At 71.8% G+C, this 14,870-nt stretch carries 12 protein-coding genes; 9 read left to right on the top strand and 3 right to left on the bottom strand.

Annotated features, from left to right (window positions below; translation table 11 throughout):
* Positions 1 to 21: 21 nt before the first annotated feature.
* The 7 genes from EXU32_RS04110 to EXU32_RS04080 all read left to right on the top strand — a co-directional run bounded on the left by EXU32_RS04110 (position 22) and on the right by EXU32_RS04080 (position 8,221).
* Positions 22 to 1,140, top strand: coding sequence for a peptidase (locus tag EXU32_RS04110; RefSeq protein ID WP_130628755.1), 1,119 nt, complete (start codon positions 22 to 24; stop codon positions 1,138 to 1,140).
* Positions 1,140 to 2,090, top strand: a complete 951-nt coding sequence (locus tag EXU32_RS04105) for a hypothetical protein (RefSeq protein WP_130628754.1) — start codon at positions 1,140 to 1,142, stop codon at positions 2,088 to 2,090. Before EXU32_RS04110 ends, EXU32_RS04105 begins: the two co-directional genes overlap by 1 nt.
* Positions 2,091 to 2,098: 8 nt before the next feature.
* A complete protein-coding gene (locus EXU32_RS04100; RefSeq protein ID WP_130628753.1) occupies positions 2,099 to 3,229 on the top strand; it encodes an energy-coupling factor transporter transmembrane component T in 1,131 nt (376 codons plus the stop codon).
* Positions 3,226 to 4,851: an ABC transporter ATP-binding protein gene (locus EXU32_RS04095; protein ID WP_130628752.1), complete on the top strand. Its 1,626-nt coding sequence runs from the start codon at positions 3,226 to 3,228 to the stop codon at positions 4,849 to 4,851. Before EXU32_RS04100 ends, EXU32_RS04095 begins: the two co-directional genes overlap by 4 nt.
* Positions 4,848 to 5,648, top strand: a complete 801-nt coding sequence (locus EXU32_RS04090; RefSeq protein WP_130628751.1) for an ECF transporter S component — start codon at positions 4,848 to 4,850, stop codon at positions 5,646 to 5,648. Before EXU32_RS04095 ends, EXU32_RS04090 begins: the two co-directional genes overlap by 4 nt.
* 204 nt (positions 5,649 to 5,852) lie before the next feature.
* Positions 5,853 to 7,400: a twin-arginine translocation signal domain-containing protein gene (locus EXU32_RS04085; protein ID WP_207233873.1), complete on the top strand. Its 1,548-nt coding sequence runs from the start codon at positions 5,853 to 5,855 to the stop codon at positions 7,398 to 7,400.
* Positions 7,401 to 7,681: 281 nt separating this feature from the next.
* Positions 7,682 to 8,221, top strand: a complete 540-nt coding sequence (locus EXU32_RS04080) for an NUDIX hydrolase family protein (protein ID WP_130628750.1) — start codon at positions 7,682 to 7,684, stop codon at positions 8,219 to 8,221.
* 50 nt (positions 8,222 to 8,271) lie between these two features.
* Here EXU32_RS04080 and EXU32_RS04075 read toward each other — a convergent pair whose 3' ends face one another.
* Positions 8,272 to 8,733, bottom strand: a complete 462-nt coding sequence (locus tag EXU32_RS04075; protein WP_130628749.1) for a MarR family winged helix-turn-helix transcriptional regulator — start codon at positions 8,731 to 8,733, stop codon at positions 8,272 to 8,274.
* Positions 8,734 to 8,818: 85 nt separating this feature from the next.
* Here EXU32_RS04075 and EXU32_RS04070 point away from each other — a divergent pair, with 85 nt between their 5' ends.
* Complete coding sequence (locus EXU32_RS04070; protein ID WP_130628748.1) at positions 8,819 to 10,633, top strand: ABC transporter ATP-binding protein; 1,815 nt, start codon at positions 8,819 to 8,821, stop codon at positions 10,631 to 10,633.
* A gap of 25 nt (positions 10,634 to 10,658) precedes the next feature.
* On the opposite strand, the gene EXU32_RS04065 is transcribed toward EXU32_RS04070, so the two are convergent.
* Complete coding sequence (locus EXU32_RS04065; protein ID WP_130628747.1) at positions 10,659 to 11,423, bottom strand: lysophospholipid acyltransferase family protein; 765 nt, start codon at positions 11,421 to 11,423, stop codon at positions 10,659 to 10,661.
* 86 nt (positions 11,424 to 11,509) lie between these two features.
* Here EXU32_RS04065 and valS point away from each other — a divergent pair, with 86 nt between their 5' ends.
* Positions 11,510 to 14,140 (top strand): valine--tRNA ligase, encoded by a 2,631-nt coding sequence (gene valS / locus EXU32_RS04060; RefSeq protein WP_130628746.1) that lies wholly within the window; start codon positions 11,510 to 11,512, stop codon positions 14,138 to 14,140.
* Here valS and EXU32_RS04055 read toward each other — a convergent pair.
* Positions 14,121 to 14,840: a hypothetical protein gene (locus EXU32_RS04055; protein ID WP_242612877.1), complete on the bottom strand. Its 720-nt coding sequence runs from the start codon at positions 14,838 to 14,840 to the stop codon at positions 14,121 to 14,123. The two genes, valS and EXU32_RS04055, sit on opposite strands and share 20 nt — an antisense overlap.
* Positions 14,841 to 14,870: the final 30 nt, after the last annotated feature.

The following is a 14,870-nucleotide window of genomic DNA, read 5'->3' as shown; positions in this document are numbered from 1 at the left end:
ACCATCGACGCGGTCCTGGGCATGTCGGCCACCGGCACCGCGGGTGACGTCTCCGCCGCGGCCACCGACTACGTCGTCGCCAACGCCGGCTCCTACACCGGCGCCGGTGAGGAGATCTACTCCGCCGCCACCGGCAAGCTGCTGACCTTCGCCAGCGCCCGGGGCCTGGACCCCCGCTCCGTCGGTGGGATCGACCTCGTCGCGCAGCAGCGCTCGCTCGAGGCCGACACCGGCCAGTTCGTCGACCAGTCCCAGTGGGGCGACTACTCCAACACCCTGGGCCAGTCCTTCGGGATCATCGGCCTCGAGCGCGCCGGCACCGACCCCACGCCCGCATCGGTCGACTTCCTCCTCGCCCAGCAGTGCGACGACGGCGGCTTCAGCCTGGAGTTCAAGGACGAGTGCGTCTCGGACCCCGACGCCACCTCGACGGCAGTGCAGGCGCTCGACCTCGTCGGCGGCCACGACGCGCAGGTCCAGTCCGCAGCCGACTACCTCGAGAGCCGTCAGGACGGCAGCGGCGGTGTCGGCGGTGGCGCTACCACCGAGGGCGTCAACGCCAACAGCACCGGGCTGGCGGCGACCGCGCTGCGCATCGCCGGCCGCGACGACGCCAGGGCGCAGGCCCTCGCGTACCTCGACACCCTGACCTTCGGCTGCGCCACCCCCGCGCTCGCCGGGGCCGTCGCCTACAACCAGGCCGACTTCGACGCAGCAGTGGCGAAGGGAGCCACGGCGGCACCCGACGGCACCATCACCCGCTCGACGGCCCAGGCCCTGCTGGGGCGGACCGACCAGTCCTACGCCACCATCACCTCTGCGGGCCAGAGCGCGGCCACGCCCACCACCGACTGCGCCGCGACCACCCCGGGTGGCGACACCAGCGGCGACAGCGGCGGCGACACCGGCACCGGCGACGACGACGGCACGGGCACCGGCTCCGACACCGGCACCGGCGCGGGTGACGGCGACGACGCGTCCACCGACCAGCCGGCCGCCCGGCCGGAGATCCCCGCGGTCGTCCAGACCGACGGGGTCGCCTCCACCACCCCTGTCTGGGCCCTCGGCGCCGGCACCGGTCTCCTCGCCTTCGGCCTGACCCTCGTGGCCCGTCGTCGGGTCGCCGTACGGGTGCGCTGATGCGGCGACTGCTCGCCGGTCTCGGCGCGACCGCCCTCCTCACGGGGGGCGGTCTCGCCCTCTCCACCCCGGCCCAGGCGGCAGGCTGCAGCGGCACCAGCGGTGTGACGGTCGTCGTGCAGAGCGCGTCGTCCACCGACGTGCGCTGCGCGCCCGGGGACCCCTCCACGGCCGGCGCCGCCCTGACCGCGGCCGGCTTCTCGGTCGTGCGGGTGCAGACGCAGCCCGGCGCGGTCTGCACGATCAACGGCCTGCCCGCCATCTCGTGCACCCGGATGCCCCCGGCCGACAACTACTGGGCCTTCCACCACGCCGCTGCGGGTGGCGCCTGGCAGTACTCCAGCTCCGGGATCTACCTGTACGACCCGGCGCCCGGCAGCGCCGTGGGCTTCCGGCTGGGCACCAACGCCTCCCCCACGGTGGCGCCGCCCGCTGCCCCGGCACCCACGTCTGCCGCACCGAGGCCGACGGCGACGGCCCGGCCCACCACCAGCGCCGCGCCCCGCCCGAGCACGAGCGCGAGCGGCAACGGCGCCGGTTCGCCCAGGACCTCGGCAGGCACCAGTGCGGCAGCCCCCCAGCGCGCCGGCTCCCCCTCGACCAACGCGCCCTCCTCCACCGTCGGGGCCACTCCGTCTGCCTCCTCCTCGTCGGCGGCCGAGGCAACGACCGCAACCGACAAGCAGGCCGAGGCCAAGAAGGACAGGGCCCGCGAGGCGAAGGCGAAGGAGGCGAGGGCCAGGACGACGAAGAAGGCCTCCGCCACGCCCACCGTCTCGAGCACCACGACCTCCACGGGTTCAACCGCCTCCACGGCCGGGGCCACCACTGCTGCCGGCGACGAGTCCGACTCCGGCAGTGGCGCGCTCGTGCCCACGGCGATCGGCGCCGGCCTGCTCGTCGTGCTCGGGGGCGCTGCCCTGGCCATGGCACGACGCCGGGGACACTGACCCCCTTCGTGCTCTCGTCGACGCCGCGGGCCGTGCACCCCGGAGCCTGGTGGCTCTGGGCCATCGGACTCGCGGTGGCGGTCTCGCAGACGACCAACCCGCTCGTGCTGCTGCTCGCGGCGGCCGCGGTGACCTTCGTCGTCATGGCCAGGCGGTCGGACTCGCCGTGGGCGCGGGCCTTCACGCTCTACGCGGTGCTCGGTGGATTCATCATCGCGCTGCGGCTCGTCCTGCACGTGCTCGTCGGGCTCAAGTGGGGCGAGATCGTCCTGCTGCCGCTGCCCGAGATCGACCTGCCGAGCTGGGCCGCCGGGATCAACCTGCTCGGCGACCTGCGGCTCGAGGGCCTGCTGGCCGCGCTCTTCGAGGGGATGCGCCTCGCGGCGATGATCCTGTGCGTCGGGGCGGCCAACGCGCTGGCCGACCCCAAGCGCTTGCTGGCCGCCCTCCCGGGTGCGCTGCAGGAGATCGGGACCGCGATCGTCGTCGCCATCAGCGTCGCCCCACAGCTGGCCGAGTCCGCCCGTCGGGTGCACCGGGCACGCCTGCTGCGCGGCGACGGCGCCCGCGGGCTGCGCGCCCTCACGCGGGTCGCCATGCCGGTCCTCGAGGACACCCTCGAGCGGTCGATGGCGCTGGCCGCCTCGATGGACTCCCGTGGCTACGGCCGACGGGGCGAGACCTCTGCCGCACGGCACCACACCACCGGAGCGCTGACCCTCGGGGGCCTGCTCGGCATGGCCGTCGGCAGCTACGGGGTCCTCGACACCACCAGCCCCGAGTGGGTCGGGCTCCCGATGCTGCTCCTCGGGGTGCTCCTGGGTGCCCTCGGGCTCGCCAGCGGGTCGGGCGCCGTCACGCGCACGACCTATCGCCCCTCCCCCTGGCGGTCCCCCGAGACCGTCACCGCCGTGTGCGGGGTATTCGCCGCCGCGGCGGCCTTCGCCAGCGCGCACTGGGAGCCCAGCGCGCTCACCATGCCCCTGACCCCCCTCGGCCCGCCGCCGCTGCCGTGGCTGCTCACCCTGGGCCTGCTCGTCGCGACCCTGCCGGCCCTCCTCACCCCGGCGCCGCCGGTCGCCCGCGAGCGCGACTGCGTCCAACGCCCCACCGCCACGACCGAAGGGAGCCACCCGTGAGCTGGACGCCCGCACCCACCGTCCTCTTCGAGGACGTCACCATCACCTACGACGGCAGCGACGCCCCCGCGCTCACCCATGTCGACCTGAGCATCGAGGAGGGCGAGCTGGCCCTCGTCGTCGGGCGCACCGGCTCGGGCAAGTCCACCCTGCTGGGGGCGATCAACGGCCTGGTCCCCCACTTCACCGGCGGCCACCTCGAGGGGCGGGTCCTCGTGGCCGGCCGTGACATCGCCACCCATCGTCCGCGCGACCTGGCCGATGTCGTCGGCGTCGTCGGGCAGGACCCGCTCGCGGGCTTCGTCACCGAGACCGTCGAGGCCGAGCTGGCGTACGGCATGGAGCAGCTGGGGCTGCCCCCGGAGACCATGCGCCGTCGGGTCGAGGAGGTCCTCGACGTCATGGACATCGCCGACCTGCGTGATGCCCCGCTGCGTGACCTGTCCGGAGGGCAGCAGCAGCGGGTGGCGATCGGCGCCGTGCTCACCCAGCACCCCCAGGTCATCGTGCTGGACGAGCCCACCTCGGCGCTCGACCCGACGGCGGCCGAGGACGTCCTCGCCGCGATCTCCCGCCTCGTGCACGACCTGTCGACGACCGTCATCGTCGCCGAGCACCGCATCGAGCGGGTCATCCACCACGCCGACTCCGTCATCCACGTCGTCGACGGCCGGGTGGAGCACGGTCCGCCCGCACAGATGATGATCACCTCGAGCGTCGCCCCACCCGTCGTCGAGCTCGGCCGGTGGGCCGGGTGGACCCCGCTGCCGCTCTCGGTGCGCGATGCACGACGTGCGGCGGGCCCCCTTCGCCGGGAGATCGGTGAGATCCCCTCTCCCGCAACGCCGCCGGAGCAGCCCGGGGGACTCGAGGCGAAGGGCGTGACCGTCCGCCACGGTCGTCTGGTCGCCGTCGACGGCGTGGACCTCACGCTGCGACCGGGCACCATCACCGCCCTCATGGGACGCAACGGCGCCGGCAAGTCCTCGCTGCTCTGGGCGCTCCAGGGATCGGGCCGGCGGGCCGCGGGCACCGTGTCGGTCGACGGCGCCGACCCCGCCGAGCTGGCGCCGGCGGTACGACGCACCGTCGTCGGGCTGGTGCCGCAGACGCCGGGCGACCTGCTCTACCTCGAGACGGTCGGCGGCGAGTGCGAGCGTGCGGACCTCGATGCCGAGGTCGCGGCCGGGACGTGCGCGGCGCTGCTCGAGGAGATCGCGCCGGGCATCCCAGCCGATCGCCACCCCCGCGACCTGTCCGAGGGGCAGCGGCTCGCCCTCGTGCTGGCCATCCAGCTGACCGCCGACCCGCCGGTGCTCCTCCTCGACGAGCCGACCCGCGGGCTGGACTACACCGCCAAGTCCGCGCTCACCCGAGCCCTGCGCTCGGTCGTGGCGCGGGGTCGGACGGTCCTGCTCTCCACCCATGACGTCGAGTTCGTCGCGGAGGCGGCCGACCGGGTGGTCGTCATGGCCGACGGTGAGGTCATCTCCGACGGACCGACGGCCGACGTCGTCACCTCCTCCCCCGCCTTCGCGCCGCAGGTCGCCAAGGTCCTGGCACCCGCTCCGCTGCTCACGGTCGCCGCCGTGCGAGCCGCGCTCACGAGGCCGACGGCATGAGCGACCGCTCGATCGACGGCTCCCGACGCACGGCGATCGAGCTGCGGCCGCGAGCCGTCGTGGCGATCGCGATCATCAGCATCGCCGGTCTCTTCGCCTTCCTGTGGCCCCTCTTCGTCTCGCCCGACAGCGGCCTCTCCAACTCGGGCAACGCCCCGCTCGTCTTCGCGGCGATCCTCATCGGGGTCCTCGCGGTCGTGCTCGCCGAGGTCAGCGACGGCGGGTTGGACACCAAGGCGGTCGCGATGCTCGGGGTGCTCTCGGCGGTGGGCGCCGCCCTTCGCCCGCTCGGGGCAGGGACCGCGGGGATGGAGACGGTCTTCTTCCTGCTCATCCTCTCCGGTCGTGCCTTCGGCCCCGGCTTCGGCTTCGTGCTGGGGGCGACGACGCTCGCCTCGAGCGCGCTGATCACGGCGGGCGTGGGCCCCTGGCTGCCCTTCCAGATGCTGGCAGCGGCCTGGGTCGGCCTCGGGGCCGGGCTGCTCCCCCGCGCGAGGGGCGCGGCGGAGATCGTCGTGCTGTGCGCCTACGGGGCGGTGAGCGGCCTGCTCTACGGCGCCGCCCTCAACTTCTCCTTCTGGCCCTTCACCGTCCAGGGCGAGCAGGCGCTGAGCTTCGTCGCGGGGGCACCGATCGCGCAGAACCTCACCCGGTTCCTCGCCTTCGACCTGGCGACCTCGCTCGGCTGGGACCTCGTGCGCGCCATGACCAACATCGTGCTCATCGCGGTGACCGGGCGCCCGATCCTCGCGGCGCTGCGCCGCGCCGCGCGTCGCGCCTCCTTCACCTCCCCCTAGTGCGAATCTCCTGAAGCATCCTGAGCCTGTCCGCGGCTCGGCCACGGGCGCGCTGCCAGAGGTAGTTGGGTCGGCCCACTCGCGAGCTCGTCATGGTCGGCTTGCTCAAGTTCTGCCTCTGCACGTCCGCCGTTTGCACGGAGTTCATTGGCTGGGAGTGGGATGTCATCACCACTTCTACCTTCCGCCGGGAGATGTATTTTTATGAGCCACGCGCACGAAGATGGTCACAGCCACCAGCACGGAGATGCATCGAACGACAGCTGGGAGGCGATGGACGAGGCAGACCCGCAGGCTGCCACCTCCTCGCGCCGCCAGCTGTTGAAGTACGGCGGGGTCGGCGCCACCCTCGCCGCCGCATCAGCAGCCCTGCCCGGCCCGGCGTTTGCCGCCGGTTCCGGCACCTCCTTGCGTCGAAGAGGCGGTCGAGCCTGGCGTGCCGGCGACCACCACATCCACTCCGAGTACTCAGGCCGGTTCGACACCACCAAGAATCCGCCGACCTTCGCCAAGGGCGCGGACGCCGTCTACCCGATCGTTGCGAACGCGATCATGGCCAAGAGCTTCGGCCTCTCATGGGTGATGTGCACCGACCACGGTGGCCCCACCCACTCCAAGGTCAATCTGGAGCTCGCCTACCCGGACCTGCTCAAGTCTCGCGGCCTGGTACCCGAGGTGCTGCAGTTCTGGGGGATGGAGTTCGACGCACCCCAGATGGACCACCACACGCTGATGATTCCGCAGCGCAACAACGAGGCACAGCTGCTGTACGACCTCGAGTCGCGGTACGCCAAGCTCGATGCGTTTCCCAGCGACCCGTCGCGGGACACAGAGGCCAAGATGGTCGAGTTCCTCAACTATGCCAACAACATGGCCAGCAAGCCGCTGGTGATCGCGCACCACGCGTCCCGCTCTGCGAGTGGGCTCGGCGTCTGGGGCCAGGACACCCCACGCGAGTTCCGCAACAACCAAGACGCCGCCCCGACCGTGTACGTCGGCTTCGAAGGCGCGCCGGGTCACCAGGCGGGGCCGCTCAACGGCGGCGCCCGCGGGGCGTATGGCAACTATCCGACACATGGTGGCTTTGACCAGATGACCGCAATGGTCGGTGGTCTCTGGGATTCATTGCTCGGCGAAGGTCGCAAGTGGTGGATCACCGCGACCTCTGACTCCCACGTCCACTGGACCCGCGGCGGGTCGGACTTCTGGCCGGGGGAGTACTCCAAGACCTACGTCGATGCCCGCCAGGACTACGCGGACATCATGGACGGCCTGCGGACCGGCCGAATCTTCGTCACCACGGGTGACCTGATCGCCGGACTGGACGTCACCGCGTCCCATGCCGGCCGTGCAGCCACTGTGGGGCAGACGGTGACAGTCAAGCGGGGCCGGGACAACGACGTCGAGATCGAGATCCGGTTCATGCCGCCGAAAAGCAAGAATGGCAACGGGGACCGGCCTCGAGTCCACCGCGTCGACATCATTGCAGGTGACGTGACGGGCCCGGTGACCAACCGTGATGCGGCCGCCAACACGACCACGAAGGTCGTGGCTCGGTACGGCACCGGAGACTTCCGCCGACGGGGTGACGAGTACGTCATTCGATACACGTTGCGGGATGTGACGTCCAAGGGATACATCCGTGTGCGGGGTACGAGCACCGACGAGATGGAGCCTGCCGCCGACGGCCTCGAGTCGCCATGGGATGACCTGTGGTTCTACTCCAACCCAGTGTTCATCGACGTCGCCTGACCGCCTGTGGGCATGGCCCAGTCCGGTGCGGCCGGTCGCCCCTCGCCGGGGACGACCGGCCGACGCTGGTCATCCACGTCAGCCTCGCCATCCTGGCGGTCGCACTGCACGCTGGCCGCCGCGGTCACCGCCCAACGCCGCCGCCCTGGACCTGAGGTGGTCTCCGACATCATTGCGAGACGCCATCTTCGAGGCCGCAGAGGTTGGGCGGGGTGGCTTCTCTGCGGCTGACGCGTGGTGCTTCGACGGGGAGACTCGGCCGGTCTGCGAGGATGACGAGCATGCAGGCGGATCTGGACCGACAGGAAGCGTGGCTGAGCCACGAGGAGCTCGACAGCGTCCGCGGGCGCGTGCCGATCCTCTACGTGGCCGCCGTGCCCGTGCGGGTCGCCGACAACGGTGACGTCGTCGCGGTCGGCCTGCTGCTGCGGGCCTCCGACAGCGGCACGATGGACCGGGAGCTCATCGCCGGCCGGGTCAACTACCACGAGCGGGTGCGCGACGCCCTCGTGCGCCACCTCGAGAAGGACCTGGGCCCGATGGCCCTGCCGTCCGTCCCGGCCTCGCCGGTCCCCTTCACCGTCGCGGAGTTCTTCCCGACGCCCGGGGTCACGCCCTTCCACGACCCGCGCCAGCACGCCGTCGCGCTGAGCTACATCGTGCCGGTGCGCGGCGACTGCGCCCCGCAGCACGACGCCCTCGACCTGGCCTGGCTCACCCCGGACGAGGCGAGCGAGACCGGCCTGCAGGCGGAGATGGCCGGCGGGCACGGGGCGCTGCTGCGGCAGGCCCTGGCCCACCTGGGGCTCAGCTCCTTCTGACCGCACGACCTTAAGGAGATGCGGAAGGGGCCCTTTCTGACCGCACGACCTTAAGGAGATGCGGAAGGGGGGCGCTCGAGGGTGTCCTCGAGCGTCGCGAGGGCATCTGCGAGCGCGGCGCGCTGCTCGGCGCTCAGCGCGCCGATCTGCCCGCCCATGGTGCGCCGGCGGGCGTCGTGCACGTCGGCGCAGACCGTGTGCCCTGCCTCGGTCACGACGACCACGCTCGCGCGACGGTCCGCCGGGTCCGGCTGGCGGACCACATAGCCCTTGGCCTCGAGGGCGTCGACGACATCGGTCACCGAGCGCGGCGCGATCCGCAGGGCGTCGGCCAGGTCGCGCAGTCGCGGGGCCGGGTCACGATCTGCCGCGACGCGCAGCGCGCGCGCCTCGTGCGGCGACAGGTCGTGCGCGGACAGGTCGACCATCCAGGCCCGACGCAGCCCGCGAGCCACCCGCAGGAGCTGCTCACCGAGATCCTCCGAGCTCTGCCCGGGTGTCCGCGTCGTCATGCGACCCACGATAACCAACTTGCCCCCTTCCCTCATAGTGAGGTAACCTCAGCACCACGAACTGAGACAACCGAAAGGGGCCCGCATGGACACCCCGAAGAACAGATCCCGCCGCATCGACCCGCAGGACCGCGCCCAGCTCGCCGAGAGCCCCGTGAGCGCGCGCCGGATCATCGGCTACTTCCGCCCCCACCGCTGGCAGGTCGCCGTGGTCGTCGGCCTGATCGTGGCCAGCTCGCTGATCGCGATGGCCTCCCCCTTCCTCCTGCGCGCCATCATCGATGACGCCCTCCCCCACCAGGACGTGCGCCTGCTCCTCCTCGCTGTCGGCGGGATGCTGCTCGTGACCATCGCGACCGCGCTCATCGGGGTGCAGCAGACCTGGATCTCCACCCGCGTCGGGCAGGCGGTCATGCACCGGCTGCGCACCGACGTCTTCACCCACCTGCAGCGACAGGCGATGAGCTTCTTCACCCGGACCCGCTCCGGTGAGATCCAGTCGCGCATCACCCAGGACGTCGCCGGCATGCAGTCGATCGTCACGAGCACCGCGGTCTCGATCGCCTCCAACCTCACCACAGCGGTCGCCACGGCCGTGGCCATGGTCGCGCTCAGCTGGCGCCTGTCCCTGCTCTCCCTCCTCGTGCTGCCACCGGCCATCTGGACCACGCGCAAGGTCGCGCTCGCCCGGCGCGACATCACCGCCAAGCGCCAGCGGCGCCTGGCCGACCTGCAGGCGCAGGTCACCGAGGAGCTGTCCGTGAGCGGCGCCCTGCTGTCCAAGACCCTCGGCGCCGCCGAGCGTGGAGCGCGCGAGTTCACCGCGACCTCGACCGACCTCGTCGGTCTCGAGGTGCGCTCCGAGCTCGCCGGCCGGTGGCGGATGGCGACGATGTCGATCGTCTTCGCGGCGATCCCCGCCCTGATCTACCTCGCGGCCGGGCTCCCGGCGACCAGCGGTGGGATGACGATCGGCACGATCATCGCCTTCACCACGCTGCAGTCGGGCATCTTCCGCCCCGTCATGGGCCTGCTCAACGTCGGTGCGTCCTGGGTGGCCTCGATGGCCCTCTTCAGCCGGGTCTTCGGCTACCTCGACCTCGAGCCCGAGGTCACGCCTCCCGCCGACCCGGTCGCGATCGACCCGGCCACCGTCCGCGGCGAGCTGCGCATCGACGGGGTCTCCTACGGCTACCCCGGCAGCGACCGGCTCGCGCTCGACGGGATCTCGGCCGGCGTGCCGGCCGGCGCCCACCTGGCCCTCGTCGGTGCCACCGGCAGCGGCAAGTCGACCCTCGCCTCGCTCGTGGTCCGCCTCGCCGACCCGACGAGCGGCCGGATCACCGTCGACGGGGTCGACCTGCGCGACATCGACCCGCAGACGCTCACCCAGGTCATCGGCATCGTGACCCAGGAGACCTACCTCGCCCACGACTCGATCCGGGCCAACCTCCTGCTCGCCGATCCCGGGGCCACCGAGGCGCAGCTGTGGCAGGCCCTCGCGGTCGCCCAGGCCGCAGACCTCGTCGCCGGCCTCCCGGACGGGCTCGACACGGTCGTCGGTGCACGCGGGCACCGCTTCTCCGGCGGCGAGAAGCAGCGCATCGCCATCGCCCGCACGCTCCTGCGCGACCCCGCGGTCCTCGTCCTCGACGAGGCGACGAGCGCGCTGGACAACGACACCGAGCGTGAGCTGCAGACGGCGCTCGACGCCCTGGCCCGGGGCCGCACGACGATCACCATCGCGCACCGGCTGAGCACCATCGAGTCGGCCGACGAGATCCTCGTCCTGTCGGGTGGGCGGGTCGTCGAGCGCGGCGAGCACACGGACCTGGTCGCGTCCGGCGGCACCTACGCCCGGCTGGCCGGCGGCGTCAACGACCTCGCCCTGACCGCCTGATCGAGGGCGCACGACGCACGGCGCGTCAGTCCTTGGTGAACTGGTCCTTGACCCGGGTCATGTCCTTGTGGTCCTTGGCGTAGGCGACCTCGTAGGAGGGGGCCGTGCCACCGAGCCGTGCGGGCAGGAAGCGCAGCTCGTCGCCCGTGAGCTTCGGGTAGGCCGCGATGGTCTCGTCGAGCAGCTGCTTCATGACCTCGCGCAGCTGCTCGGTGACCGCCGTGATGTCGTCGTCGGGACCCACGTGGATCGGCTCGCCGATGGTGATGTGGATCGGGAACTTGGTGCGGCCCAGCCGCTTGGGCACGTCCTTGGTCCAGATGCGGTGGGCGCCCCACACGATCGTCGGCAGGATCGGCGTCCCCGACTCCTGGGCCATCCGTGCGGTGCCCTTCTTCAGCTCCTTGATCTCGAAGGAGCGTGACATCGTGGCCTCGGGGTAGACGCCGACGACCTCGCCGTCGCTCAGCTTGGCCACGGCTTCCTTGAAGGCAGCCCCGCCCGCACGACGATCGACCGGGATGTGCTTGAGCCCGCGCATGAAGAAACCGGCCAGCCAGTGCTGCCAGATCGACTTCTTGGCCATGAAGCGCACCCAGCGGCGGCTCTTGCGGGCGCCCAGACCCGCGAGGACGAAGTCGATGTAGCCGGTGTGGTTGATCGCCATCACCGCGCCGCCCGTCCTGGGGACATGGCGCTCACCCTTGATGGTGAAGCGATAGCCGTTGATCAGGAAGATGGTGCGGGCAAGCATGATGACTGCTCGGTACAAGGGCTCGGGGCGGCGCATGGCCACACACTACGGTCTCGCGCGATGCTGCGGCAGGAAGCTGCCCGATTGGTCGGCCAGCCTCTCGCAATGGGAAGATCGGGCCCATGACCGAGCACTCCCCTGCCCCCGACACCGCCCGCATCCCGGACCGTCCCTCGCTGGACGGCCTCGAGGACACGTGGGGCTCGGTATGGCGCGAGCAGGACACCTACGCCTTCGACCGCGAGGGTGCCCGCGAGCAGGTCTTCTCCATCGACACCCCGCCGCCGACGGCCAGCGGGTCGCTGCACATGGGGCACGTCTTCAGCTACACCCACACCGACTGCATGGCCCGCTACAAGCGGATGCAGGGCTTCAACGTCTTCTACCCGATCGGGTGGGACGACAACGGCCTGCCGACGGAGAAGCGGGTGCAGAACTACTACGGCGTGCGCGGCGACTCCTCGCTGCCCTACGACCCGGACTTCACTCCCCCCTTCGAGGGGACGACCAAGACCATCAAGGCAGCCGACCAGGTCCCGGTCAGCCGGCAGAACTTCATCGAGCTGTGCGACGAGCTGACCGTCCGCGACGAGGAGGCCTTCGAGTCCCTCTTCCGCCGCCTGGGCTTCAGCCTCGACTGGCGGATCCAGTACCGCACCATCGACGAGCGTTCCCGCGCGACCGCGCAGACCGCCTTCCTGCGCAACCTGGCCCGCGGCGAGGCCTACACCGCCGAGGCGCCGGGACTGTGGGATGTCACCTTCCAGACCGCCGTCGCGCAGGCCGAGCTCGAGGCCCGCGACTACCCGGGGGCCTACCACCGCGTCGCCTTCCACGGCGCCGACGGCCCGGTGCACATCGAGACGACCCGCCCCGAGCTGCTGCCGGCGTGCGTCGCCCTCATCGCCCACCCCGACGACGAGCGCTACCAGGCGCTCTTCGGCACGAGCGTGACCTCCCCGATCTTCGGCGTCGAGGTGCCCGTCGTGGCCCACCGCGGCGCCGAGATGGACAAGGGCGCGGGCATCGCCATGTGCTGCACCTTCGGCGACCTCACCGACGTCATCTGGTGGCGCGAGCTGCAGCTGCCCACCCGCTCGGTCGTCACCCGCGCCGGTCGCATCCTCGGTGAGACCCCGGAGTGGGTCGCCTCCGCCGGCAGCGCGAAGGGAGCCGAGGTCTTCGAGGAGATGTCCGGCAAGACCGTGCACTCCGCCCGCGAGGTGGTCGTCGAGGCCCTGCGTGCCTCCGGTGACCTCGACGGCGAGCCGGAGAAGACCCAGCGCAAGGCCAACTTCTACGAGCGCGGCGAGAAGCCGCTCGAGATCGTCACCTCGCGCCAGTGGTACATCCGCAACGGCGGCCGCGACGTCGAGCTCAACGAGGCCCTGCAGGCTCGCGGGGACGAGATCGACTTCCACCCGGCCTTCATGAAGTCGCGCTACAAGAACTGGGTTGCCGGGCTCAACGGCGACTGGCTCATCTCGCGTCAGCGCTTCTTCGGCATCCCGCTGCCCGTCTGGTACCCGCTCGACGCCGACGGCCAGCCGCAGTACGAGACCCCGCTCGTGCCCACCGAGGACCAGCTCCCGATCGACCCGATGGCGCAGGTCCCCGCCGGCTACACGCCCGACCAGCGCGACCAGCCCGGCGGCTTCACCGGCGACCCCGACGTCATGGACACCTGGGCCACCTCGTCGCTGTCCCCGCAGATCGCCGGCGACTGGCTCGCCTCCGAGCGCGGCGAGAGCGGCCTCTTCGACAAGATCTTCCCGATGGACGTGCGCCCCCAGGGCCACGACATCATCCGCACCTGGCTCTTCGCGACCGTCGTGCGCTCGCACCACGAGCACGGCGTCGCCCCGTGGAAGAACGCGGCGATCTCCGGGTGGATCCTCGACCCGGACCGCAAGAAGATGAGCAAGTCCAAGGGCAATGTCGTCACCCCCGAGGACGTCGTCGTCGAGCACAGCGCCGACGCGGTGCGGTACTGGGCGGCCTCGAGCCGTCTGGGCACCGACTCCGCCTACGACACCGGCCAGATGAAGATCGGCCGCCGGCTGGCCATCAAGCTGCTCAACGCGAGCAAGTTCGCCCTCGGCTTCGGCGAGGTCGAGGGTGACCTCGCGAGCGCGGTCACCAACCCGCTCGACCAGTCGATGCTCGCCGCCCTGCGCCAGGTGGTCACCGAGGCGACCGCCGGCTTCGAGGCCTGGGACTACACCCGCAGCCTGTCGGTCACCGAGACCTTCTTCTGGACCTTCTGCGACGACTACATCGAGCTCATCAAGGACCGCGCCCACGGCAGTCAGGGTCAGGACCCGCAGGACACCGCCTCGGCTCGGGCCGCCCTGCGGCTGGCCCTCGATGCGCTGCTGCGCCTGCTCGCCCCGGTGCTGCCCTACGCCGCCGAGGAGGTCTGGTCCTGGTGGAAGGCCGGCTCGGTGCACCGCGCCTCCTGGCCCACCGTCGAGGAGCTGCCGACCGGCGGCGACCCGGCCGTCCTGGGTGCTGTCGGCGAGGCGCTCAGCCAGGTCCGCAAGGCCAAGTCGGACGCCAAGGTCGGCATGCGCAGCGAGATCACCGCGGCGACGCTCGTGGCACCGGCCGCGACCGCCGAGCTGGTGCGCGTCGGCGAGGCCGACCTGCGGGCAGCGGGCCGGCTCACCGGCAGCTTCGACCACGTGGAGGGCGACGAGGTGGCGCTCACCGACGTCGAGCTGATCCCCTTCGTCAAGCCCCCGAAGAACTGACCGAGGACGAGGCCTCGCGGGCCATCGACGGGAGCGCCCACGCGCTGCGCGTGGCCGCCCGCGCGTACACGCGGCGGTGACCGGTGGGCTGGACGAGGATCCACGGCACCGACCAGCCGCCGAGATCCAGCCGGCGGCGCACGAAGGGCTCCTGCTCGAGCGGCTGCACGGTGCCGCTGGCGGGCTCGTAGACGTCGAGCGCGTCCGGCCGCTCACCGGGGAGCACGAGGACCACGTGTCGTGGCAGCAGGTGGTTGCCGACGTAGAGCACCGCTGGCTCGCCCTCGACGACGAGGTCGAGAAGCCGGCGGTAGCGAGCCCGCAGCGACTCCTGCGAGTGGGCCCGCACCGAGAGCATCCGGTAGCGGGTGCCGGTCCGTGAGGCGCCGTGCTCGAGCTCGTGCTTCATCCCCCACGGTGGCGTGCCGAGCGCCCGGGGCCAGCCGAGGGAGAGTCCGCCCGCCGGCTCGTGCCAGCCGTTGGTGCGCTGGTGCACGGTCCGCTCCCAGGCGGCAAACCGCTCGGCCGTGGTCGTCCCCTCGGCCCCCGGGACGAGGTGCCCCTCCCCAGCGGTGATCCATCGGGCGAAGGGAGGGTCCACGAGCATCCGGGCGACCGTCGCGCACGCGGAGCCACAGGTCGTCGGGCTCTGCTGTCGTGGTCCCGAGGACCCCTGCACGAGGCGGAAGGGCGCGCTCACCGCTCCATCCTGTCAGGCGACGGGGGCGAG

This window comes from Janibacter limosus, from assembly GCF_004295485.1.
In the GTDB taxonomy this organism is placed as follows: Bacteria; Actinomycetota; Actinomycetes; order Actinomycetales; family Dermatophilaceae; genus Janibacter; species Janibacter limosus_A.
The sequence above is the reverse complement of the archived record's forward strand: the minus strand, read 5'-3'. Positions and strand labels throughout refer to the sequence as shown.